Genomic DNA, 22,376 nt, shown 5'->3' with positions numbered 1-22,376 from the left:
TAACTTGAAGGGTTTGATCAATGAAAACAAAATTCGTGCTTCCGCGTATTGCTTTAGTGGCTTTGGCTGCGTTCAACGTATCTACAGCAGAAGCGGCGCAGGGTTTTACTGCGGAGCAGCTGTGTAAAGCAGGCCTTGCTTTGGCAATTGATAAGAAACCCCGCGGGATCAAAGCCACTTCAGGCAATGCAAATCAACGCATTCTACTAAGCGTAAAAGATGGCAAGAACGATTGGGATTACCGCTGTAAGGTCAATCGCGGAAACCAAACGGTAAAGCTGGAAGCTCGTGAACTTAAACGCAATGATAAGTTTCTAGGACAAGCAATACGCTATGATGTTGCGGATTCAAAGCGTTCTGTGAAAGTCACGATGAAGAAACGCTCAGGTAGTGGATTGATTAACGAAACCTTCTCAAGTATTCAACTAAAATAGCTCGGTAGCTAACGAGTGATGAAGAACATCAAATAGCAAAGAGCCATACGTAATAGTATGGCTCTTTTGCTTTAAAGACTGCTTTCAGGCGTGCTTGGCGCGTCGTGTTCAGGAATATGGGCGACTCCCTGCTGCAGGTGTAGGGTTTGTGTTGGGAATGCGACGTCAGCTTTATGCGCGTGCACAATCTCAAGCACTTTAAGTAACACATCCTGTTTAACTTCGTGAAAACGAATCCAATTAACCGTTTTCGTGAAGGTGTAGATAAAGAAATTCAGAGATGAAGGGCCAAACTTGTCAAAGTTGACGATGAGCGTTTGCTTGGCATCAATATCTGGATGGTTCTCTAGCATCGTTTTTACGTCATCCACAATCGCTTGCATTTTATCGGCGTCTTCGTAACGCAGGCCGATGGTTTCGTTGATACGACGATTAAGCATGCGTGAAGGGTTTTCCACAACGATATTACTGAAGACAGAGTTCGGCACGTAGATCGGGCGTTTGTCGAAGGTTCTGATAATGGTCATACGCCATCCAATACGTTCTACAGTGCCTTCAATTTTACGGTCAGGAGAGCGAATCCAGTCACCGACTTTGAATGGACGATCGAAGTAGATCATCATGCCGCCAAAGAAGTTAGATAATAAGTCCTTCGCCGCCAAACCGACGATTAAACCACCTACACCACCAAAAGTAAGAAGGCCTGACAGACTCAACCCAAAGGTTTGCATGATGGTGAGTGCACCCATCACCATAAAGAATAGACGGAATACTTTCGCGATGGCCTGTACTGTCGTTTCATCTCGTTTCTTCTGAGCTAGGATGTACTCCTCGCTGTTAGAGATCATTCTGAGAGTGAACCAAACAAAGGTACAGATGATTAAGATGTGCTTTAGGGTTCTAAGCCAATTGATTTCACCTCCAAACTCCCCTTGAAGTATTAACCCCAAAGAAACAGTGCCAGGCCAACACCACAACACGGTGCTGATCGGTGTTTTCAAAGCATCGAGCAGCAAGTCATCCCAATGGAAAGCGGTTTTCTTGGCCAGAATTTCCAATCGACTATGAAGAATTCGCCATGCGACCCATGCGAAGAAGCTGGCAATGGTGATGAATAGAACGCTGCTACTCCACTCATGGTGGTTCGCACTTATGTAAGTCTGAACTTGTTGAAAAAAGTCGTTCATGATTTGAGTTCACTCGGTGATAACACGGGTGTCTTAGCAAGTTCTGTGAGCAAGAAGCTCGGCGAAAGGTATCACCACCGTTTTCCTCGGCAGTTTTATGCAATTACTTGCTATGACAGAAAAATAATGTGGCCGAAATTAGCAGAAATCGAATTTGTTCTCTACCTTTAAAATCAAGAGATTAGGAAAAAATCCGAATGAGACGCTGAGTATTGGTATTTACTTAGCGTTGCTATTGATGATTTGTTATTTCGCCTCACCAATGAGGATAGAGGAAATTATGACGGATAAACAGTTTGCTGTGATTGGTTTAGGACGTTTTGGGCTTGCAGTATGTAGAGAGCTTCAAGATTCTGGAGCGCAAGTGTTAGCGGTGGATATTAACGAAGAGCGAGTTAAAGAAGCGGCAGCCTTTGTTTCACAAGGTATTGTGGCGAATTGTACCAGTGAACAAACCGTGAAAGAGTTACGATTGGACGAATATGACATGATCATGGTTTCAATTGGGTCGGATGTGAATGCGAGCATTCTAACTACACTCGTTGTGAAAGAGGCAGGCTCCAAAACCGTGTGGGTAAAGGCGAACGATAAGTTTCACGCTAAGATCCTAGCCAAGATTGGGGCTGACCATGTCATTCTTCCCGAGCGAGATATGGGTATCCGAGTTGCGAGGAAGATGCTCGATAGACGAGTGCTAGAGTTTATCGATCTAGGTAGTGAGCTTGCTCTGACTGAAATCGTTATTGGGCACAACCTGCTAGGGCGGCCACTCTCTGATCTCAAGCTTTGTCAGCAGAATGAGGTTCACGTATTAGGTTTCAAACGTGGCCCTAACTTAGTCAAAGCGCCAGAGTTGGATATTAGTTTAGAGATCGGTGACGTGGTTATCATTGCAGGGCCTAAAGAGTTATTGGCTAATCGACTTAAATCGTTGTCATAAGGCGGATTATGCACTCAGTTCATAGAAAAGGGCTGTTCTACACCTTAAAGCCAGACAATAAGCCTAAGAAGGGATCGGAGCCCAAGATTATCCTTACTAGCTTTCTTGGTGTCCTTATTCCTTCGGCTCTGCTCCTTACTCTGCCTGTATTCTCCGTTACAGGTCTATCATTCACCGATGCGCTTTTCACTGCCACATCGGCCATTAGTGTTACAGGGTTAGGTGTGGTAGATACAGGAACGCACTTTACCCTGTCTGGAAAAATCTTATTAATGTTTCTGATGCAGGTTGGTGGACTCGGGCAAATGACTTTGTCTGCTGTCCTGCTGTATATGTTTGGTGTGAGACTCAGCTTGAAGCAGCAAGCACTTGCCAAAGAGGCGTTAGGGCAAGATAAACGTGTGAACCTCAGAAGCTTAGTCAAAAAGATCATTGCCTTTGCACTCATCGCTGAATTGATTGGTTTTGCTCTTCTATGTTTCCGTTGGGTTCCGGAATATGGATGGGCAACAGGGAGTTTTTACGCTCTGTTCCATGCTATTTCAGCTTTTAACAATGCGGGTTTTGCACTGTTTTCAGATAGCATGATGACGTTCGTTGATGACCCTCTGGTTATTTTTACCCTGGCTGGATTGTTCATCTTTGGAGGCTTGGGGTTTACTGTCATTGGTGATCTCACCTCGAACTGGCGTCGTGGCTTTAATCACCTGCATCTTCATACCAAAATCATGTTAACAGCGACTCCGACGCTACTTTTAGTCGGAACTGTATTGTTCTGGTTATTAGAACGCGATAATAGTGAAACGATGCAAGGACTTACAACGAACGGTCAATGGCTGGCAGCATTCTTTCAATCAGCCAGTGCTCGTACTGCAGGTTTTAATAGTGTTGACCTTACTCACTATACTCAGCCCGCTCTGCTTGTCATGATTGTATTGATGCTAATCGGTGCCGGTTCAACGTCAACCGGGGGAGGGATCAAGGTATCGACGTTTGCAGTGGCGTTTGTGGCGACGTGGAGTTTCTTGCGTCAGAAAAAACACGTGGTGATGTTTAAGCGCACCGTTTCTTGGCAAGCGGTGACTAAATCACTCGCAATTATCGTGGTCAGTGGAGCCATGTTGACGACAGCGATGTTTTTGCTGATGTTAACGGAGAAAGCGGCGTTTGATCGCGTGATGTTTGAAGTGATATCAGCCTTTGCAACTGTTGGTCTGACCGCAGGGCTGACGGCTAATCTTTCTGAACCGGGTAAGTACATTATGGTCATTGTGATGGTCATTGGCCGAATAGGACCATTAACTTTAGCCTACATGTTAGCTCGACCAGAGCCTTCATTAGTGAAATACCCAGAAGATACCGTTTTAACGGGTTAACTAGTGAAAGCATAAAGGTGAAAAAGCCAGCGTCTCCGCTGGCTTTTGTTTGCGCCTGGTGGTTACCCTTCAAACATCTCTAAATACTCTTCGTAACCCTCTTCAGCGAGCTTCTCGACCGGAATGAATCGCATAGCGGCTGAGTTCATGCAGTAACGTAATCCTGTGGGCTTTGGACCATCTTTGAACACATGACCAAGGTGTGAATCACCAAAGCGGCTACGTACTTCGGTACGTGGATAAAGCAATTTGTAATCGGTTGTTGTTACGATGTAGTTGTCGTTGATCGGTTGCGTGAAACTCGGCCAACCTGTACCTGACTTATATTTGTCTTTTGACGAGAAAAGCGGCTCGCCTGTTACTATATCAACATAGATGCCTTCTTCTTTGTTATCCCAATACTCATTATTGAAAGGGCGCTCAGTTGCATCTTTTTGAGTCACATTGTATTGCAGCGATGTCAGCTTTTGTTTGATCTCATCTTGTGAAGGCTTAGTGTAAACTTTCACGTTTGCAGCTTGGTTTTTGCCATCTAATATTTGGCGAATCGTTTGTGGGTTTTCTTGGCGATCATCACCAAATATTTTGTCTAGGTATTGATCACGGCCTGATGCATAGCGGTAGTAGTTATAGCGAACTTTGCTCTTTTTGTAATAATCCTGGTGGTAATCTTCCGCTGGCCAGAATTTTTTAAACTCAATCAACTCAGTTTTTAGAGGAGCACCAAATAGGTTTGCTTCTTCAATCTCATTCATGAAGTTTTGAGCAATCTCTTTCTGTTCAGCATCATGATAGAAAACAGCTGGACGATATTGAGGACCACGATCTACGAACGAACCTTTGTCGTCGGTCGGGTCGATATGGCGAAAGAATTGGTCAAGCACTTGCTCATAGTTAACCACACTAGGGTCATAGACAACTTTGATTACCTCAATGTGTTCAGTTTTGCCTGACGCCACTTGCTTGTATGTTGGGTTTTCCAGTTTCCCTCCTGAGTAACCCGAAACAACATCAATCACCCCATTGAGCTTTTCAAGATCGGACTCGGTACACCAGAAGCAACCGCCAGCTAAAGTTGCAACTTCGGTTTTACCTGAGTGTGCCGCTTTATCCATTGTATTGGCTGTGCCTGTTTGGCTAACAAATAGTGAAACCAGTGGTAATGCAACCACGAGTGAAACCAATATTTTAGATAATTTCTTCATAGATACCTCATCTTGACGTTTACTCATTCGATGCTGAATGTACGAATAGAGACAGGAGTTCGATGGAAAAAATTACACTATTCACTAAAAAAATATTTCGTAATTAAATTGAACGCGTTTATACAGCACAACTTGCTCTTCAAAACGACCAGTAGTAGGGTGGCGCTTATGTAGTTGTATAACCATGATGAGTGCTTGTCGCTCGATTAAGGAAAAACATGAAAGCAGAAGTTAAATGGGTAGAAGGTTTTAAGTTTCTGGGTCAATCTCAATCTGGTCATTCTATCGTAATGGACGGTAGCGGCGGTGCCACAGCTCCAAGTCCAATGGAGATGGTTGCAATATAAGTGCAGTAAGCTAAAATACTGAAAACACAGCGACTTAGCGAGTATTTCAGTGAAGCCAACCATCATTACTTATCTACGATATTCCAGTAAACAACAAGCGGAAGGTCTATCAGAATATCGACAAAGTGAGATCAACAGAAAGTTCGTAGAGAAGTTTTGTGCAGAACATGAAGTTGACTTAAATGAAGTCATTTCACTGAAAGACTTGGGTGTAAGTGCTTACCGAGGATTGAACCTCACACTTGGCTCTTTCAGCCAAACCATCAAAAAATTCAAATCGGGTGAGATTAAGAAAAAGTTCAATGAAGATGGTGAGATAAACACCTATCTTATCGTTGAAAGCTTAGACCGTATAACTCGTACAGGACCTTTCAAATCAACACAAATCTTCACTGAATTACTCGAATACACAAACATTGTGGTTTTGGCTGATGGTGAAAAGAAAATCTATTCAAAAAAATCTATCGACTCGACACATGGGATGATGGACCTCTTCATGGCTTTGATAAGCTTACAACGTTCTCACTCCGAATCTCTTATGAAAGAGTACCGTTCACGTAAATCATGGGAAAAAAAACGTGAAGATTTGCTTAATTACTTCACTTTACCAGAAGAAGAAAGAGAAGGTTTGGAACGTCCCAAAAATGCAACTGCAATGTGTCCGTTCTGGTTAACAGCTAAGAAAGATGGTCGTGGCTACGATTTCATTCCTGAAAATAAAAAGGTTATGGATTTTCTGATAGAAAAGCTATTAGACGGTAACGGAATGACCAGATCTGTGCGTCTTTTAAATGATGAAATTGATAAAGGAACGCTTAAACCAAAGCTTAAAAAGGCAAATCGAAAAACAAGACACTTTAGAGCAGCAGCTTACAGTGGTTTGTTTAACTCTGAGATCTCAACAGTTAAAGGTGATTATCTTTTAACGGAATCGTACTACCCAACTGAAGATGATGTTGAACAAGGTAAATACCCTGAGAAGCATCTTGGAAAGCGTGTGCGTAAAGAAATTGCTGTTTTAAAGAATTACTATCCAGCACTCATGACTGAAAGCCAAGCTGCTTATATTCGTAGTTTGATGGGTGAAAGGCGTTCAAAAGGTATTAAACCGAATAAAGGGATTAAAAACCTCGCACAAGGCATTCTAAGATGCCCTCATTGCAACAGTACATATATCAAGGCAAAAGACAGAAAAAACGTCTACCTAAGATGTAATCTTTCAAGAGAGGGACTGTGTAAAGCGAAAGTGATTAAACATGGCGTGTTTGAACATAACTTACTTCAATTTTGCAAGGGGTTAAATATCAATAAAATCATCTCTAATCAGAACAATGATAGTGCGCTTGAAAGTTCGTTGAATGACTTAGAGAAAAAAAAGATACCTTTGCAAGTTCAAAAATCTGAACTCGAAGCTGAAATTGCTCAATTGGTGACTAATATAGGTAGCATAAAAATCCCTTCACTTCTGGAAAAAGTTCAGGAAGATTATCTTGCAAAAGAAAATGAACTGAAAAAGATCTTTCAAGAATTAGATTTGATAGAAACATCTACAATGAAATTGCAAAATCAGATTTCGATGTCAACTGGTGATAATTCATTAAAGGAATTGATTGAGTTAACCTTAGATGAAAATGCTGATGATGAAATAAGACAAAGATTTAATGTAGAATTAAACAAAATAGTTAAACACATGACTGTTGTTTATAGGGATACAGAAGAAAATCCATTTGGTTATCACATGATTTCTATCCAATTTTTGGATGGAGTTCATAGGTTAATACCAGTACATGAAAAACTAACAGATAAAATTTATAACATTTTGCCATATCAAGATACCGTGAAAATCGATTCAGTTGATTTTTCTGAAACAGTTATACTTCCACCTGATTATATCGATGGGTTAGAGAGTGGAAGATACCCTAAACTTGAAGATATGGCTAAATACTATCAAGAGAATCCAGCAAAGTATCTTAAGATTAAACATCAACTTGACGAAGCAGATGAGATTCATACTTAAAGGTGATGAAAAATATGACACAAATTATTGTTTTTAAAGAATCAGAAAACCTAAGTTTAGAGTTTCAAAACTACATTCAGAACTTTACTGAAAAAGATATTGTGGTTGTTAAGCGTAAAGCCAATGGTAAACAGTCACTTTTAAGAGATCTGGAACAAGTTTCAGACTTAATCTCAAAAAGCGAAATTGAGTTAGATTCATTCTCAGATACTTGCTTACTCATCAACTATGACGAACCTTTTGAAGAGGTTTATAAGCGTGACATCGATGAGTTAGACAATCTCGATGAGCTAACAATTCTGATGAAGCGTGTTGATTCTGCTGTTATTGAAACAGCAAGTGGTCTGGTAGAACTAAAAGATGATTGGTTGTCTGTCGTTCAAGATTTGGCGGTAGATGATAAAGAAGCATTGAAAAAAGCACGTTCAGAGTATCATGCATTTACCAGAAAGTTAGGTAATGTTAGAGATATGAATCAAGCTCTGAGTGATAGTGAAATTGTTATCTGTGATATGTCTAAAAAAGACTTCTCATTTTTCAGTAAAGATACTGGCTGGAATGAAAAAATAAGCAAAGCTTTACGCTTTTCGTCTGTTGTAGAAGCAAAATCATTTGTTGATAATAATGATATTAAAATGTCCAGCGATGTGATTCTTTACAACGAATCGCTATACCACTTTTATATGAAACGCTTAGAAAACTTGATACGAGAAAAAGATGATGAGATAGCAAGGTTATCTGGTTATAGTAGATAGAAATAATGATTTTAAAAACCAGTGCTTCACTGGTTTTTTTATGTCTGATGAAAAAATGTTATTAGTGAATATCCATTAAGTAAAAGGAAAAATTACACTCTCCAAAATCACTTAACGGTGGTTTTCTTTTTGATAATTGTAAATATGGTAAAATATTTATAATCAAATCAAAAAAGGAGTTTAGTAATGATTCAAAATGAAAATCAAATCAACAATCTTGAAAAGTGCAAGAAAAATATTGTTAAAAATTTAATTAAATCCACATCAATTCCAGATCTGGCAAATGAAATCTCTAAAAATAGTAGGTTTTTATTTAAGTTTAACGAGACAATTGATGATTTAGTTAAAATGAAAATAAAGAATCCAGAAATGACATATCAATCTCTTGTAGAAGATTCAGGATTGATAGATTCAGTTTATCAAGATCTGAATTTAGGCGAAGGTATGGCGTTTGGCACTTTATTGTTTAACGAATCAAAAGTTAAGACAACTGTTGAGTATGAGGTTCAAAATGAAATTATGACTGAACTTTACCATGATATCTCGTCAGCATTGATTTTTAACAAAAACATCGAAAAAACAGTAGAAGTGATGGAAAAATTACAAACCAATAGAAGTTACAAGTTATCAGACCGTGATAAAACTTCTATTGAAAAAGCTGGAATTAGTTCTGAGGCTGAATACATAGTTTTTGCTGATGATAAAGCTTACATTTCAAAACCTACTGGAATTGCTATAAAGAGCATTGATGAGATTGAAGATTTAGACATATTTGAATCAGATTATACCCTTAATTTTAAGCATGAGTATCTTTGTATTGATGAGATCACAAGAGAAGTAATGGAGAATGGAGGTGAAACTGTTCAAATCCATGTTCAGTATTTTAATGCTGATGAAGATGGTGAAAGTGGTGTTGCTGCAATTTACTATGATCAAATTATGGGTGAATTTAAACCTTCCCCTGAGTTTGAACGTTTGAATTTTAGTCATGATGATTTAAAGCTTTTAGAAGCAGAGGTGTTAGACAAGGTTAGAGAGTTGTCATTAGTAAAAATCCAAGAAGAATCTCTTAAACATGGTGATGTCGCTTGTCGAGTATCATCACAAGGAATACCAGTATATGTTTGTCCAATGACAGAGATTCAGGACAGTGATGTTGTTGGTTCGTTAGTCTCATTCAACCACTACCATGAAGACATGAGAGAGCAACACTACAATGTAGATGGCCAGAGAAAAGAGAACCATTTAACTAAAATGTCTGCAGAAAAAGTAGAGCATGTTTTAAGAGCATTTGGCTATAAACATGAGCTAAACGGCAATTTGTTAGTTGTTCAAAATCGAAATAATGAAGATTGTCGATTCTACAAAAAATCGAATAATAAATATGAATCGATTGATGTGTCAGAACTGGATTACGAGTTAAGAGATTCACTTGAAGATAAAGGTTATAATTTAGGTGAGCTACGAAAAGAAGCAAAATCCAGAAGAAAAAGAAGACCATAAAATTAAACACTCTAACGAGTGTTTTTTTATGCGTACAAAAAAATATTTTTCATTTAAGTAATGGCAAAAACACAAAGTCATTTTTGAATAATTTGCAATCATTTATCTCCATGTTAAATAAATAGTATGAATAAAATAAACAAGGAGTATTAAAATGAATATTAAATTAATTACATTATCAATTGTCGCAGCAACAACAAGTTTATCAGTAAATGCAGGATTTGTATCAGTTATAGATGGAAGTGTAGGAAGTGAAGCAAATCCACCAGAGAGTATCGTTATTGGTGAAATTGATGGTGGTACACCACCACAACCAGATCCATCAGGTACGGCAAGATATAAAGACATATACGGTGTTTATGATGGTGCATTTGCAATAGATAAAAACGGTGATTTATGGGCTATCGGTGATAACCAAATGGGTAATTTTGGTAATGGTTCAACCGCAAAGTTAAACGATTGGTCAAAAGTCGCAACTGGTGATTATGTTGATGTAGCTGCAAGCGGTGGTGGCTCAATACTAATAAATTCAACAGGAGATTTACTTGCAACAGGAGCAAATTGGGGTGGACGTTTAGGTGATGGTACTGAAAATGATTTCCATACTTGGAAAGTTGTTCAATCAGGAAGTTTCAAACAGGTAGAAGCTGGTAATGGAGAGTTCTTCGCAATTGATTCATCAAATAATCTTTGGGCTGTACAAAGCAACTCTTGGACAGTTATTGCATCCAATGTAAAAGACATTTCGGCTTACGATAGTGACAATATCTTTTACATCGATACGTCAGGCGAACTTTATTATAGAGACAATTACGGAACATGGCATAAAGGCTGGGTATCAGGCGGTGAGGATTTAGTAGGTCATTATCTTGTTAAGAGTGATGGAGTCTACGAAGTAAGGAATGATGGAACAGAAAGGTTAGCGGTTTCAGGACAATATGATCAGGTTGTAATGGCTGCTGAGTCATGGAGAGGTTTAAAAGATGGTGATGTTTATTTCTGTGGTAGGTCATGTACGTTGGAAGAATCAGGTGATTTTGTAAATCTGGCTCATGAGCCAATTTCAGATACAACACTTTTAGCTGATGATGGAAATGATTTGTATGTGAAGGGGCATGGTGTTTTTGGTGGCTCAACTTTAACCGTAAATAATCCAGAATAAGAGGGGAGGTCATTATGATTGCTATTATAGTTATGATAATGATTTTCTTGGGATTCTTTACAATCATTAGCTATAACATGTTGATGGTGAATCACAATCTATCTGTCTCATCTGAGATGGATAGCATTGATCAAGAATTAGAGATTATCAAAAAGAAACTTATCAAATCAGCTATACCAATCTTACACCAAAATGAATTTGCATTGCCGTTCGGTACACCTATGACCAATGAGCATAGATTACCTAATGATTTTGGTATTGCTCTAAGAAACGTGAGAGGTCATTACTATCAGTATTGTCCTTATGGGTTGAACGATGGAACAACCAAAACTGAAACAGTACAGCAAAATGATGGTAGTTCTTATGAAGTTTTAACAACAGAGATTGATGGTGTTGATTACGCAACCAGAAGTGATTTACCACCTGTAAATGCAGGAGCACCAGAAGTATCAGCGTTTATCATCTCTAAGTTTGAAGAGTCAGTAGTAAGCTGTAATGACGTTAAATATGATTCTGATGTTGGGGCTTTCTACTTAACCAATGCAAAGGTTAAAGCTATTACAAAAGATGAAATTGAAACGCATAACACATTAGATTTATCTGATACTACGTTAAGCTTGAATGTTGACAATGCAACTGCTTCAACAATTTTTACTCTATTAGAAAATGATAAAACAAACAGAGGATATCTTTTAAACCTAACTGATGATCTAACTTTAACAAGTGATTACTTAATTAGTAAGAATGGTCGAACAAAAATTATTATAAATCTAAATGGGAATTTATTATCTAATCAAACACTTGAACTTGAAAATGTTGATTTAGATGTTTACTCATCATCACTGAGAATGAATACAAAAGCGACACATTTTGAAGTAAACAATAGTGATGTTCGTTTCAAAAACATCTCATTTGGTGGTTTTACTGCAAATAATAGCGAGGTTTATTTAGATGACACATTTACAAACGTCTACTTTGCCAATCACATAAACCTTCTGAATAGTCGCTTGAACTTGTCTGATAAGCTTCAATTTAATGTCAGTAATAGTTTTAATTCTATGTTCAATCTTATCGGCTCTGAGCTGCTTGTGAATGCTGATATCAAGGAAAAAACAGCAAGTAGCAAAGGCGATACGATTATAGAGATTGATTCTGGTTCTTCTGTACACATGAGTAATGGCAGTTTAACAATCTATAACGCTATGAGTAGTGGCTCAAACATTGTTGATGTAAAGGGGGAATTCACAACGTCTAACAGTGGCAACACGTTCACGATGAGCAACACAGCCAACGTCCAACACATTATTAATGTTGATGGTGGAGAGGTTCACTTAGATTCGTTTAGAAGTAACTCTACAAAACACCAAGGATTTACGATTAATCAAGAGCTTAAAAACGGACAATCACACGGTTCTGTATTAATTAGATCAACGGCTGGCATTGAAAGTGGTGTGAGTGGCTGTATCAATCAAGTAAAACAGTCTTTTGATGGAATCGATTTAGTGTTTGAACATGAAGTAAAAGCTTGTTGATGAATAGAAAGAATAAGAAAAGCACTCTTAATGAGTGTTTTTTTGTATCTGATTAAACTTGCCGAAAGGCACAATGTGATTTAGATCACGTAGAATTCCTTATATTTACTGACTAAAAAATAGCCAGAGGGTTTTTTTTTGATAAAAAAACCAGGTGATGGTCCTGAAGTTAAAAATATCTCAGTTTTTTATTCTTATATACAATAATGATAAACTAATTTGTAGAATTTAATTCTTAATTTAAAAATCCATTATTTATTTTATATGCTGTAAAGTGCATTGATTTTGTTGTTTTTCTATTAAAATCAATAAGATAAAACATTGGTTTTTATTTTAATTGTAAGTTTGATTGTTGAGTTGGTTTGCTGTATCATCACGTTGACTAAGAATTTTAATTAGTGATATTATTTTCCTCGTTGAATGAAAACGAGCAATTAATACGGAAACAGATTAATAACAAAATTACTTACTCATATAAGAATAAGAAAAAACGTCATTAACTATCACTACAGGAATATTGCTCTTTCTCTCTAAATAACTAATAGGAGGAAAGAGATATGAATCAACACAAAACTAAAACTATTGGTCAACTAACGACTGACATCAACACTCTCATGCAATCACATGTAGAGAGTGATTCAAAATACACATATTTAATTTCATCAACTTCCGAGTTGTTGAAGAGCTATACAAATATCGTGTTTCACAACAATTTCAAACAATCGGTTGAAGTTATCAAAAACCTTGTCATCTCTAATGACGAAATCATGCCTTTTTGTGAAGACATGGTTAGGCAAGCTATGTCTCAACACATCATTTCAGCAAGAATACTGCAGCCAGCTCTATCTGGTGCGTGTGTAGCGAAGTATCGAGGCTTATCTGATATAGAAGAACACACTGACTTAGTGTTGTTCGGTGTCCTTGCTGCATTCGTCAACCAACACAAAAACTACTTTGTAGGTAATGAGCGATTTGGCTTATTTGAAGAGATTCAACGTGTCTGCTTGGTAATGATGTTGCTGAATCTTGAACAGCTAATTTCTGAAAAAGTTGAGCTTCAAAAAGCCAGCTAAACCAATCACATAAAATAAAAATGAATCTATGTCTGAGATAAGACAGGGGTTCGTGTAATCAAAAATCAATAAGAGGAAAAAAATTATGATTGAAGAACTAACTACTACTTTTACAGAAAATGATTATGAAGCTGCAGAAAAAGTTATCAGTGAGTATCTCGTTCAAACTGGTTTTGAAGGAAACGTTGAAGAGCAAGTGGTAGAAAATCTGGCATTTCTTTGTAAAGAAAACATACTGCGTAATTGTGATTTTTATACGCATAGTGTTTTTATGGATGGGAGTTTTATTGGTGGTTTTGTACTAAAAGAATATGATGATGCATTCAAAATCAACTATATGGTTGTGACGGGAAAATATCAAAATCAGGGTCTTGGTACAATAATGGCTCGTCAAGTCAGACACATAGAGTCAATGACTGGTAAACCAAGTTTTGTTCTTGTAAATCGTAATGAAGCTGCTGATGTCTCTAATTTTTATAACAGCGTTGGTTATGGATTAGTTTTTGATAATGTTGATGGTGGTGGTGATTCGTTATTTATGTGTGATGAAAAATCTTTGTCAAGAATTGAAGATAATCAAAATGCTGAAAACGCAATGGTTTACCCAAACACAGTATCAAACATTAAAGCAGCACATCTTTTAGCTGCTTAATATTCAAATAATATAAAAATTAAAATCTATGTCTGAAAAAGGGCAGGGATAACTAAAACTTAACAATTTAAATTCCAAAAAGAGGTAATTATGAAAATCAAAGAAAACATTCAAGTAAACAACGTTTTTGCTCAAAAATTAATTTCAAGAGAGTTTTGTGAAGGCATGACAGAAAATGAGATTAAGCATTATCAAAACGCTCTTCAAAAGCAATTTGAGGAAGCAAGAAAAACAGCACGTTATGATAGTGAGACAATTATTAAAAAGGATGCAAGAGGAAAGTTGGTTTATGGGCTTTTAGCACAAAATACTGACCAAGCAATTATAATTAGTGGTTTGTATGTCAAACAAACTAAACGAGGATTAGGTATCGCTAAAGCATTGATTAAAAAGTATTTGGATTATGCGAAAAAACAAAATAAACCAATTCTGATTGAAATTGATAAAAATCAAGATCATGACATTAGATACTTCTATGAACAATTCGGTTTTAATCGATTAGTGACAGGATTAACACCAAACAATAATCATCTTGTTTCAGAAGAAGATCTGCAAAAACTTAATGAACTTGCAGGAGAAGATAGTAGTTATACAAGAGAAGAGTTATGTGCATTTTCTGGTATAGCAGAAGAAGATATGACCGCAGACATGATGAAAGCTGTATGCATGATGATGGATCAACAGAAGAAAGCAGCGTAGGAGTAAATTATGAAATTAAATCAAACCAAAACCTTAAGTGAAGTAATTGAATCACAAGAGGATCTGATTCAGTTCAGAGAAGCATTGGGATGCTTTGAGGAGCTTAACTGTCTTACAGTACAGCAACGAATTGTTACTAACGGTTTTATACAGCTAATCGACTATGAAAAAACCATCACAACATCAGACATAAAAGCGATGTACGCAGTTGTAAGTGTTGTTTACCACAACATGGGAATCGATTTTAAACAGACGATGTTAGGTGTTTTTATAAGAACCACACTTCTCAACGTTTTAGAAGCTTCACTTGATACTGAAATCACTGGTATGGCAATCAGAAAAAGAGCAAAAACGTTTAATACAACTGCATTAGATGAATGGATTGAAGCTATGCAAGAGGACTACGAATCAAGTTTTAACGAAAGTTCTAAGTGTGAATGTTGTCATGATGAATGGAATCATGAATCAGAAGATGATGTTTACTTTGAGTTTGTCAAAAGCACTTACATTTGTGATAAATGTGAGAAAAAACATAGCATTGAATATGACTTTGAATCTTGGACTGTCGTTAGTTCAGAAAGTGACATCGTTATAACTTCAATTGGTATAGGTAATGTAAATCATGAAATGCCTGATTTTCATTGTTGTGATAATCCTAACTATGAACTTTTGCCTGATTTGTTTGAGTCTGATGTAGACAGCTCTAAACAATTTTTTGAATGTGAATGTTGCAACACGAAAATAAAAATCAACTACATTTCTGGTTAATGTATGTGAGATAAATACACTCGTTTATTAACTAAAAGAGTTATGAAAAATGAAATGCATCATTTCAAAAATATGAGATAAACAATTCAGTTTATCTCTATAAAAAATAAAATTTAAAAATAAATTGGAGATAGACTATGAAAAAATTACACAAAGCATTAGAGAAACATGCAAAGCATCATAAAATCAATGTTCAACGTATGTTTGAAATTTTTGTCGATATGCAATACATGTATGTCATCAGAGGAATATCTAATGCGAAATACGATAGCTATGCTCGGTCTGTCGGTGAGTTAACAACTGTTTATCTTAACGAAATCAAACGAAAACCATTCAGAGATACGTTAGGTGAATTAATGGCTCATATAAACGTATTGAAAAACGGCAGAAGAGATAAGCATTGTCAGCACTTAACACCCACACCATTGAGTTATGCAGTAAGCCAAATGATGGATGTTGATACTGACGTAAAGGATATCTCATATGTTAGTGATATTGCCTGTGGGACAGGTGCGCTTGTACTCTCAAAGCTAAAAGAGTTTAAACAAAAGAGACAGTCTAAAGAAGTTGCACTTGTTTTGAATGATCTGGATTCATTTGCATGTAAAGTGGTCGTCATCCAAATCGAGTACAACAACTATCTACATATCAATTTTCCAATCTCCTATCTTGTTTACAACCATGATGCCTTGCTTGAATATGAACATTTTGCGTTAAAGGGCATAACCAAGAGGACTAAAATCATGGGCTGTGATGTTCCAGCATTGATAACAAATCAAGAGATTAGAAAAACGTTTGGTTCGCAAGAACACATTGAATCTGCATTACTCATTCGCTCTATGTTTACGATTCAAGCATTCAATAAGAAACTAACAACACCTGAAATAAAATCCGCAGCATAAGCGTTTTTAACGTTCAGTACCTCAAAATTACAAAATGTAATTTTCAGTATCTCACTTCCAAAAGACCTAATTCTTACAAACTGTAAGGATTAGGTGATACAACCTCTCTCGGCTTGCCTAATGCCTTTTCTATGTTATCTGTGTAAGAGAATCATACAGAAAATTCGGAGGTATTTATGTTTAAGAAAATCATAGTTGTTGTATCAGTGATGATGAGCGTTCACGCTCATTGCTCTGAATATAATAGGACGTTCTACACCTACTCTGATGAACAAAACACTGTGAAAGTGGCAAAGGTTTATCAGACGATTCATTACTCATCTACAGGAATCTGGTTTTTAAAACAGAGTTTTTCTTATGTATCTGGCAGAGGGTCCATACCTACATCATACAAGTGTTTCAACGGCTATCCCTACGATCCTATAAAAAACAAAAGCCAAGCATGGCTTAACACTGATTCTGCTTTAAAGGGCTGTGAGAGAGCGAAACAAGAAGCTCTAAAACAAGCTGATTTGTAGGCGACTATCTAATCCTTACATTTTGTAAGTTTCAAGTCATGTCTACACAAGATACTCAAAATTACATTTTGTAATTTTCAGGTACTCGACCAGGCGATTACAGAAAGGAAATCCCTTTATCTATATGACATTTCAACAACTGTCATCATCTATAAACTGCTGATTCTTTGACTATTTTCTTTGTAATGCTTTAATGAAAATATGGAGGAATTACAATGGAATTAGACAAAATAAACATAACAGGTAACGCTTTTGTCGATCATTTGAACAGCAAAACGTTGGAAGATGGAAAGCAACAAGCGTTAGAGATTAAGATTGAAATCAAGCGTTTCAACACAATGATTCAAAGCTTTTTCAAAGACTATCTTAAAGCTTCAAATGGTGATGAAGAACTGCAAGCAAAGGTATCAATACAAATCTGTATTGAAGAGCGTCAGAAGCTCATAGATGCGTTAGATGTACTGGTTGATAAGATGAATGAGTTAGTTGATGAAGTAGGTATGCTAAAAGAGATCTCTGAAAAAAGCATGACATCTAATCGAAATGGAGGCTTTAAGAGGGTTCTTTTAGGTAAGTCTACTGTCAATGCATTAAACAATAAAAGCCAAATAAAAGACTTCAACAACCAAATCGAACAAAGCTTGTCAGAACTAAAACGACTTAGAGAAAACCCAGATGACAATGCGAGGTTGATTAAGCAAGTTGAAATGAAGTATCTCTACAATTTCGAAGCAAGAGATTATCTGATAAATGGCATGAAAGATGGACAGTCAAAGCAGAGGAAAAGGATTATAACGGTTCTTAGCTTTTTGATAGTAGTTCTATGTTTGTTTCACTTTTGAATTTTATTTGAGCATTTTTATTTCTTGTTTGTGCTCAAACAAAAGAACACTCTTAACGAGTGTTTTTTTGTGTCTTATTGAAATTATTTTCATTTAAATAAATGAAAAATCGATAGTTGGTTCGTCAGTTTTTTGCAATCATTTTTTAAAATGATTTAATGTAAGTATCATAATAATATTAATTAATGGAGGGTTTAATATGATGACTTACGATAAGTTCAGAGGGATAACATTATTGCCAGCATATTTTTTTGGTGCAGTAATGTGTTTTTATTCTTTAAATCAGGTTTTTTACAAAGAGTATGAGATCTTAGCGATTATATTGTTTGTATTCAATACAATGCTGTTAACTCTAATCAGAGTGCATTGCTTCAATGTTGTGAATGAAAAGCATGTAGATAAGCTTGATAACTACAGCGTTATCTTTAAATTGATAGTATCTATACACTTATTCTCATCATTTGTTTATGGTGATTGGGCTGATTACAAATTGACTGCTTTTGGTGTGATTTATTCACTTTTATTGCTAATTCCATATGAAAGTATCAACTTTAAAGCGATAAAGAGCAAGGCTATGTCGAGTAATGCAAACCCTTACGTTATAAGTGGTGTAGTAGGATTTAGTATCTTGTGTATTTCAGTGATTGGTGCGCTTTTGTTTATGCAAAATTTTGCAGAAAAATTGCCTCAATACGAAAAAAACACTGAGATTCAGACTGACTTATTGACACTTGAAGAGTTTAAAGAACGTCAGAAAGGAGGTCAAAATGAGTAGTAATCATGACCTTTTATCTGAGCAGATAGAGAAGGAAGAACAAGGTTTCAAAGACGAATCAGAGAAGCAGATTTACAATGATATGCAACACATCGCCAATCGACAAGATGACAGAGAGTTCGAGGTTAAGCAGTTAAAGTTAATGGTAGTGTTGATGTTTATGATCTCACTATTTCAGTCTTTCTTCTTTTTGAATCTTGCATTTGACGAACCAAGATCCACAACAGAGATTGAACATATACAAAAATAAAAAATTCACGATGAGCTAAATGCTTATCGTTTTTTTGTGTTAAAGATTCCGCATAATTCCCCACACATTTCACGCAAACTCACAACGTGCAATCGTTGGTTTTCCCTAAATTATCGTCTTTATTGATGAAAGAAAGAGAATAATACATATATTGTTGTCGTATCTTTAATTTTTCACTTGCTACCGTCAAAATGCCTTAGTGAAGGTGTTTAATGAACGCCAGCGTAAATCTTTTCGAGTGAATACACGACTTAAAAAATAAGATTCAATCTCACGTTTTATTTTTCATTTATGCACTTTTCTTGAAAAGTATTAAATATTTGATATAAAAATATTATACCAAATGAAAACATGGAGGTAGACAATGAGAGTGGTATATAAAGAAATTGAATTTCATGATGGAACAATTATTGAAATTAAAAATAGGAAAGCCAAAAATGATGAATGGTACGAATCTACTGGTTTGTATTACGACTACGCCCATATTAATGAAACAAAAAAAATTGATTGGGGTTTTTTTCCACCAGAAACATTATTTCGTTACAAAAAGATATATGGTGAAAGAGAAGATGCATTGGAAATAGGTGAATTAGATATGGATTTATTGATGTTGAATCACTTGGATTCAGTGAGTGGTTTCAACGAGTTTGTAAGAGAACAATCTGTTTGCCACTTAACTAAAATTACGCAACATGATTTGTTTGAAAATGAAGAAAGTTTGTATTTTATGTCAAATGACAAAGGAGAGCATTTATATGTTGAAAATCTTGAAGACATTGAAGCGTTAGTTCATTTCTATGATAAACCAAAGAATCGAATAGATTCGTTGAACGAAAGGGGGGTGGCATTACCTTATAAAGAATATTCGCATATGAACAAACTACCAAGCAATTCATTAGTTGAAGTAGGTGTGCTTAATTTTGATGCCCTACAAAAATCAATGGGAACAAACTTAATGGCAGAATATTTTTATGATTATCTTATTTCAAAAAATATGAATGACTGTTTGCATGAAAAGCTATTGATAACATGTGCAAACGAAAAGTGGTTTTTATCTCATGACAGGAATGAGCACATTGAACTGTCAATTGAAAATATAAACGATGAGAATGACTTTACAGAGTCACTAAAACAAGAAATGCAAAAAAGGGAAAATTCAATTTTATACAGGGATTACATTCCTTTTGAGTTGGATGATTTTGTTGAAGAATCACAACCTGTTGATATAGATATGTTTGTATCAGATTTTGTTGAGTTTTATGATGATCCAAAACCACATTTAAAAGCAAAAGAAGAACGTCAGAATGATAAAGATATGATGGATTGTCTTTCTTATCTAAAAAATAAATCAGATGAAGAGCAAGTAGACAAACCAGATGATGAAATGTCAGTAGAATCAAAAAACAAAAAGAAAAGGTCTTCATTCAGAAGATAGTGGAATGACTTCAAAAGAAGTCATTTTTTATGCCTCGATTTGCATTTTTCAAGGTCCTGATATAATGAGAAATATATATGGAGGATTTTAATATGCAAGAAATACAGAACTTTCTTAAGAACAGAAAGGAAAATCATCAAGTAAAACGATTGATACAAGCAAATCAATTTTTTAAAGATGAAGATCAGAATGAATATTTTGATTATCTTTATCAGTTAAATCCAATTTTAACTAACACGATAGCTCTTACTTCCAATATTTCAGAAGGTACATCAAAAGCTTTGAAAAAGGCTTTTGATAAAGATATAGAGCTTTATCAACTGCCAAATACAAGAACGTTGATGAGTGGTTTTGCACATCACTACAACCTTACGGAGAATTTTTACAGAGACATAAAGCGTTATGGCTATCTTGCGATAGCTGGTTCTGATGTTTTTTATTGTAGTGAATTGACTGATAAAGTAGATCATTTAACAAACTACTTCACTGACACTGAAAATAAGAGCTTTGTAGCTGATGTAAGGCGATATGGTGAGCTGATAGAGAATCGTGAACCATTCCTTTCAACAACGTTGATTGAGAATGCTCATGTCGTCCGTTCTGAGTTAATTGAACCTCATTTCAATGCTTTTTCTGATGATGAGAAAAGGGTGGAGATTGACTTGTATCTACCATCTTTTCCTGTACCCAACATGCGCTTAGAGGTTGAGTTAAAAGGGACGCAAAGTAAACACCAAGTCTATTACAAGTTAGACAATATCAAAGCTTTCGGCTTTCAGGAGAATGAGTTAAACGACTTCGTATCTTTGATAAATAACTCTCATAACAACATCGTTGATGAAGTAGTTAATGAGCTTAAACAGCAACTCTTTGAGGATCTGCAGAGATACACTTTAACTGATCTGAATGATATGGAATTGATAGAGATTGACCATCAAGTATCAAATCTTGGCTATGCAGATGTAGCAGAAAAAAAGCTTGGTTTATTTAAGTATGATGTACTTGCTATTGAACTTTCTCTGAGTGGAGAAGTGCCAGTTGAAAGTGAAGAATCTCTGGTTATCGACATTGAATCTTCTGAGTTAAAAGTAATGAATCCCTATCGTTTAGGTATTACAGAAGAAGAAGCGATTGAACTTATCAATTCAAGATTTAAGTATGAGTTAGACAACTTAAAAATTGATAATGACTGTATGTTAGAAAAAATAAAGGATAGCCGTTTGAATAATGGATTTAAGAATTACAGACCAAAATAAATTTATATTATTTTTGTATTATCTATTTACAAAATAAAAATTGCATGGTATTTAATATAATACATCCTTATTATTATAATTAGAAATAAATGACATTTTCATTGAAAAGACAAAAAGGAATGTATTACCTTTGATATCAAGGTTGAAAAGGATTTCTGAATGATATTTCTTGTTGATTTGGTGTAATTAAAACCTCCATGTTTTAATTAGAATTAAGAAAGCTATATGCTTTCTTTTTTCTTGTCTGTCTATATTTTTTATTCCTTTACCTAAACGATATTATGACAATAAAGCTATATGATTTTCAGTATAACTTGTCATATCGATTTTTTTGTGGATTAATATTAATAGACATAAAATTATAATGGAGGTGATTATGTTAGATTATAAAATAAGAGAAGTTGTTACTTACTCAAAAGCAAATGAAAAGTTTGATTGTCATTTTTACGTTAGACAGCACATTGATACTATTATGAATTTAATTGAATCAAAAAATATGTCGCTGTTAGATTTGTCATTGTTATGTGATATGTCCTACATCAAGGATTTGGAGCATGTGGATTATGATAAACGTGGATTAATCTTTGATTTAAAAAATATAAGAAAAATACTTGGGGAAAGTTATCATACTGAACCTGTAAACGATTTTAAATAAGATAGCAGAAGCTATCTTTTTTTATGCCCGCAAAATTACAAAATGTAATTTTCTGTATCTCTCGAAAAATCATCACTCACTCAAAAAAATCCC

The 22,376-nt window shown here is 35.7% G+C and carries 22 protein-coding genes and 1 pseudogene; 21 read left to right on the top strand and 2 right to left on the bottom strand.

Annotated features, from left to right (window positions below):
- Positions 1–20: 20 nt before the first annotated feature.
- A complete protein-coding gene (locus tag OCV50_RS21580) occupies positions 21–434 on the top strand; it encodes a hypothetical protein (protein ID WP_261904643.1) in 414 nt (137 codons plus the stop codon).
- A 71-nt stretch (positions 435–505) separates the two neighbouring features.
- Here the strand turns inward: OCV50_RS21580 and OCV50_RS21575 are convergent, their stop codons facing one another.
- Positions 506–1,621, bottom strand: a complete 1,116-nt coding sequence (locus OCV50_RS21575; protein WP_261904642.1) for a mechanosensitive ion channel family protein — start codon at positions 1,619–1,621, stop codon at positions 506–508.
- A 280-nt stretch (positions 1,622–1,901) separates the two neighbouring features.
- Between OCV50_RS21575 and OCV50_RS21570 the strand changes: the two genes are divergently transcribed.
- Both OCV50_RS21570 and OCV50_RS21565 read left to right on the top strand, forming a co-directional pair.
- Positions 1,902–2,561 (top strand): potassium channel family protein, encoded by a 660-nt coding sequence (locus OCV50_RS21570; protein WP_239840314.1) that lies wholly within the window; start codon positions 1,902–1,904, stop codon positions 2,559–2,561.
- An 8-nt stretch (positions 2,562–2,569) separates the two neighbouring features.
- Positions 2,570–3,937, top strand: a complete 1,368-nt coding sequence (locus tag OCV50_RS21565; protein WP_261904641.1) for a TrkH family potassium uptake protein — start codon at positions 2,570–2,572, stop codon at positions 3,935–3,937.
- 62 nt (positions 3,938–3,999) lie between these two features.
- Here the strand turns inward: OCV50_RS21565 and msrB are convergent, their stop codons facing one another.
- Positions 4,000–5,142, bottom strand: coding sequence for a peptide-methionine (R)-S-oxide reductase MsrB (gene msrB / locus OCV50_RS21560; RefSeq protein WP_261904640.1), 1,143 nt, complete (start codon positions 5,140–5,142; stop codon positions 4,000–4,002).
- A 218-nt stretch (positions 5,143–5,360) separates the two neighbouring features.
- On the opposite strand from msrB, the pseudogene OCV50_RS21555 reads away from it, so the two are divergent.
- The 18 genes and pseudogenes from OCV50_RS21555 to OCV50_RS21470 form a co-directional block, all read left to right on the top strand.
- Positions 5,361–5,480, top strand: a pseudogene (locus tag OCV50_RS21555) (OsmC family protein); the annotation flags it as partial.
- Positions 5,481–5,538: 58 nt separating this feature from the next.
- Positions 5,539–7,506 (top strand): recombinase family protein, encoded by a 1,968-nt coding sequence (locus OCV50_RS21550; RefSeq protein WP_261904639.1) that lies wholly within the window; start codon positions 5,539–5,541, stop codon positions 7,504–7,506.
- 14 nt (positions 7,507–7,520) lie between these two features.
- A complete protein-coding gene (locus tag OCV50_RS21545) occupies positions 7,521–8,261 on the top strand; it encodes a hypothetical protein (protein ID WP_261904638.1) in 741 nt (246 codons plus the stop codon).
- Between the two features lie 186 nt (positions 8,262–8,447).
- Complete coding sequence (locus tag OCV50_RS21540) at positions 8,448–9,764, top strand: hypothetical protein (RefSeq protein ID WP_261904637.1); 1,317 nt, start codon at positions 8,448–8,450, stop codon at positions 9,762–9,764.
- Positions 9,765–9,918: 154 nt separating this feature from the next.
- Positions 9,919–10,926 (top strand): RCC1 domain-containing protein, encoded by a 1,008-nt coding sequence (locus OCV50_RS21535; protein ID WP_261904636.1) that lies wholly within the window; start codon positions 9,919–9,921, stop codon positions 10,924–10,926.
- A 14-nt stretch (positions 10,927–10,940) separates the two neighbouring features.
- Positions 10,941–12,458, top strand: a complete 1,518-nt coding sequence (locus tag OCV50_RS21530) for a hypothetical protein (protein WP_261904635.1) — start codon at positions 10,941–10,943, stop codon at positions 12,456–12,458.
- Between the two features lie 557 nt (positions 12,459–13,015).
- A complete protein-coding gene (locus tag OCV50_RS21525; RefSeq protein WP_261904634.1) occupies positions 13,016–13,531 on the top strand; it encodes a hypothetical protein in 516 nt (171 codons plus the stop codon).
- Positions 13,532–13,616: 85 nt separating this feature from the next.
- A complete protein-coding gene (locus OCV50_RS21520) occupies positions 13,617–14,183 on the top strand; it encodes a GNAT family N-acetyltransferase (RefSeq protein WP_261904633.1) in 567 nt (188 codons plus the stop codon).
- Positions 14,184–14,273: 90 nt separating this feature from the next.
- A complete protein-coding gene (locus OCV50_RS21515; RefSeq protein WP_261904632.1) occupies positions 14,274–14,882 on the top strand; it encodes a GNAT family N-acetyltransferase in 609 nt (202 codons plus the stop codon).
- 9 nt (positions 14,883–14,891) lie between these two features.
- Positions 14,892–15,650 carry a hypothetical protein gene (locus OCV50_RS21510; protein WP_261904631.1) on the top strand — a complete coding sequence of 253 codons (759 nt, stop codon included), beginning with the start codon at positions 14,892–14,894 and terminating at the stop codon, positions 15,648–15,650.
- A 137-nt stretch (positions 15,651–15,787) separates the two neighbouring features.
- Positions 15,788–16,552 carry a hypothetical protein gene (locus OCV50_RS21505; protein ID WP_224067457.1) on the top strand — a complete coding sequence of 255 codons (765 nt, stop codon included), beginning with the start codon at positions 15,788–15,790 and terminating at the stop codon, positions 16,550–16,552.
- 176 nt (positions 16,553–16,728) lie between these two features.
- Complete coding sequence (locus OCV50_RS21500; protein WP_224067456.1) at positions 16,729–17,070, top strand: hypothetical protein; 342 nt, start codon at positions 16,729–16,731, stop codon at positions 17,068–17,070.
- A 215-nt stretch (positions 17,071–17,285) separates the two neighbouring features.
- Positions 17,286–17,912 carry a hypothetical protein gene (locus OCV50_RS21495; protein ID WP_261904630.1) on the top strand — a complete coding sequence of 209 codons (627 nt, stop codon included), beginning with the start codon at positions 17,286–17,288 and terminating at the stop codon, positions 17,910–17,912.
- A 199-nt stretch (positions 17,913–18,111) separates the two neighbouring features.
- Positions 18,112–18,687: a hypothetical protein gene (locus OCV50_RS21490; protein ID WP_261904629.1), complete on the top strand. Its 576-nt coding sequence runs from the start codon at positions 18,112–18,114 to the stop codon at positions 18,685–18,687.
- On the top strand, positions 18,680–18,937 hold the full coding sequence (locus OCV50_RS21485) for a hypothetical protein (RefSeq protein WP_261904628.1): 258 nt from the start codon (positions 18,680–18,682) through the stop codon (positions 18,935–18,937). The genes OCV50_RS21490 and OCV50_RS21485 overlap by 8 nt, the downstream gene beginning before the upstream one ends.
- A gap of 364 nt (positions 18,938–19,301) precedes the next feature.
- Positions 19,302–20,372, top strand: coding sequence for a hypothetical protein (locus tag OCV50_RS21480; RefSeq protein ID WP_261904627.1), 1,071 nt, complete (start codon positions 19,302–19,304; stop codon positions 20,370–20,372).
- 92 nt (positions 20,373–20,464) lie between these two features.
- Positions 20,465–21,628, top strand: coding sequence for a hypothetical protein (locus OCV50_RS21475; protein WP_261904626.1), 1,164 nt, complete (start codon positions 20,465–20,467; stop codon positions 21,626–21,628).
- Between the two features lie 376 nt (positions 21,629–22,004).
- On the top strand, positions 22,005–22,283 hold the full coding sequence (locus OCV50_RS21470; RefSeq protein ID WP_261904625.1) for a hypothetical protein: 279 nt from the start codon (positions 22,005–22,007) through the stop codon (positions 22,281–22,283).
- Positions 22,284–22,376: the final 93 nt, after the last annotated feature.

It is taken from the genome of Vibrio fortis, assembly GCF_024347475.1.
GTDB classification, from domain to species: domain Bacteria; phylum Pseudomonadota; class Gammaproteobacteria; order Enterobacterales; family Vibrionaceae; genus Vibrio; species Vibrio fortis.
This window is presented reverse-complemented; position numbering and strand designations above follow the sequence as displayed.

What these genes read in the sequence shown, in the direction of transcription:
- OCV50_RS21485 (WP_261904628.1), top strand. Translation starts at nt 18,680, where the DNA reads ATGAGTAGTAATCATGACCTTTTATCTGAGCAGATAGAGAAGGAAGAA.
- OCV50_RS21510 (WP_261904631.1), top strand. Translation starts at nt 14,892, where the DNA reads ATGAAATTAAATCAAACCAAAACCTTAAGTGAAGTAATTGAATCACAA.
- OCV50_RS21545 (WP_261904638.1), top strand. Translation starts at nt 7,521, where the DNA reads ATGACACAAATTATTGTTTTTAAAGAATCAGAAAACCTAAGTTTAGAG.
- OCV50_RS21575 (WP_261904642.1), bottom strand. Translation starts at nt 1,621, where the DNA reads ATGAACGACTTTTTTCAACAAGTTCAGACTTACATAAGTGCGAACCAC.
- OCV50_RS21530 (WP_261904635.1), top strand. Translation starts at nt 10,941, where the DNA reads ATGATTGCTATTATAGTTATGATAATGATTTTCTTGGGATTCTTTACA.
- OCV50_RS21535 (WP_261904636.1), top strand. Translation starts at nt 9,919, where the DNA reads ATGAATATTAAATTAATTACATTATCAATTGTCGCAGCAACAACAAGT.
- OCV50_RS21470 (WP_261904625.1), top strand. Translation starts at nt 22,005, where the DNA reads ATGTTAGATTATAAAATAAGAGAAGTTGTTACTTACTCAAAAGCAAAT.
- OCV50_RS21490 (WP_261904629.1), top strand. Translation starts at nt 18,112, where the DNA reads ATGATGACTTACGATAAGTTCAGAGGGATAACATTATTGCCAGCATAT.
- OCV50_RS21500 (WP_224067456.1), top strand. Translation starts at nt 16,729, where the DNA reads ATGTTTAAGAAAATCATAGTTGTTGTATCAGTGATGATGAGCGTTCAC.
- OCV50_RS21475 (WP_261904626.1), top strand. Translation starts at nt 20,465, where the DNA reads ATGCAAGAAATACAGAACTTTCTTAAGAACAGAAAGGAAAATCATCAA.
- OCV50_RS21525 (WP_261904634.1), top strand. Translation starts at nt 13,016, where the DNA reads ATGAATCAACACAAAACTAAAACTATTGGTCAACTAACGACTGACATC.
- OCV50_RS21505 (WP_224067457.1), top strand. Translation starts at nt 15,788, where the DNA reads ATGAAAAAATTACACAAAGCATTAGAGAAACATGCAAAGCATCATAAA.
- OCV50_RS21565 (WP_261904641.1), top strand. Translation starts at nt 2,570, where the DNA reads ATGCACTCAGTTCATAGAAAAGGGCTGTTCTACACCTTAAAGCCAGAC.
- OCV50_RS21495 (WP_261904630.1), top strand. Translation starts at nt 17,286, where the DNA reads ATGGAATTAGACAAAATAAACATAACAGGTAACGCTTTTGTCGATCAT.
- msrB (WP_261904640.1), bottom strand. Translation starts at nt 5,142, where the DNA reads ATGAAGAAATTATCTAAAATATTGGTTTCACTCGTGGTTGCATTACCA.
- OCV50_RS21480 (WP_261904627.1), top strand. Translation starts at nt 19,302, where the DNA reads ATGAGAGTGGTATATAAAGAAATTGAATTTCATGATGGAACAATTATT.
- OCV50_RS21570 (WP_239840314.1), top strand. Translation starts at nt 1,902, where the DNA reads ATGACGGATAAACAGTTTGCTGTGATTGGTTTAGGACGTTTTGGGCTT.
- OCV50_RS21540 (WP_261904637.1), top strand. Translation starts at nt 8,448, where the DNA reads ATGATTCAAAATGAAAATCAAATCAACAATCTTGAAAAGTGCAAGAAA.
- OCV50_RS21520 (WP_261904633.1), top strand. Translation starts at nt 13,617, where the DNA reads ATGATTGAAGAACTAACTACTACTTTTACAGAAAATGATTATGAAGCT.
- OCV50_RS21580 (WP_261904643.1), top strand. Translation starts at nt 21, where the DNA reads ATGAAAACAAAATTCGTGCTTCCGCGTATTGCTTTAGTGGCTTTGGCT.
- OCV50_RS21515 (WP_261904632.1), top strand. Translation starts at nt 14,274, where the DNA reads ATGAAAATCAAAGAAAACATTCAAGTAAACAACGTTTTTGCTCAAAAA.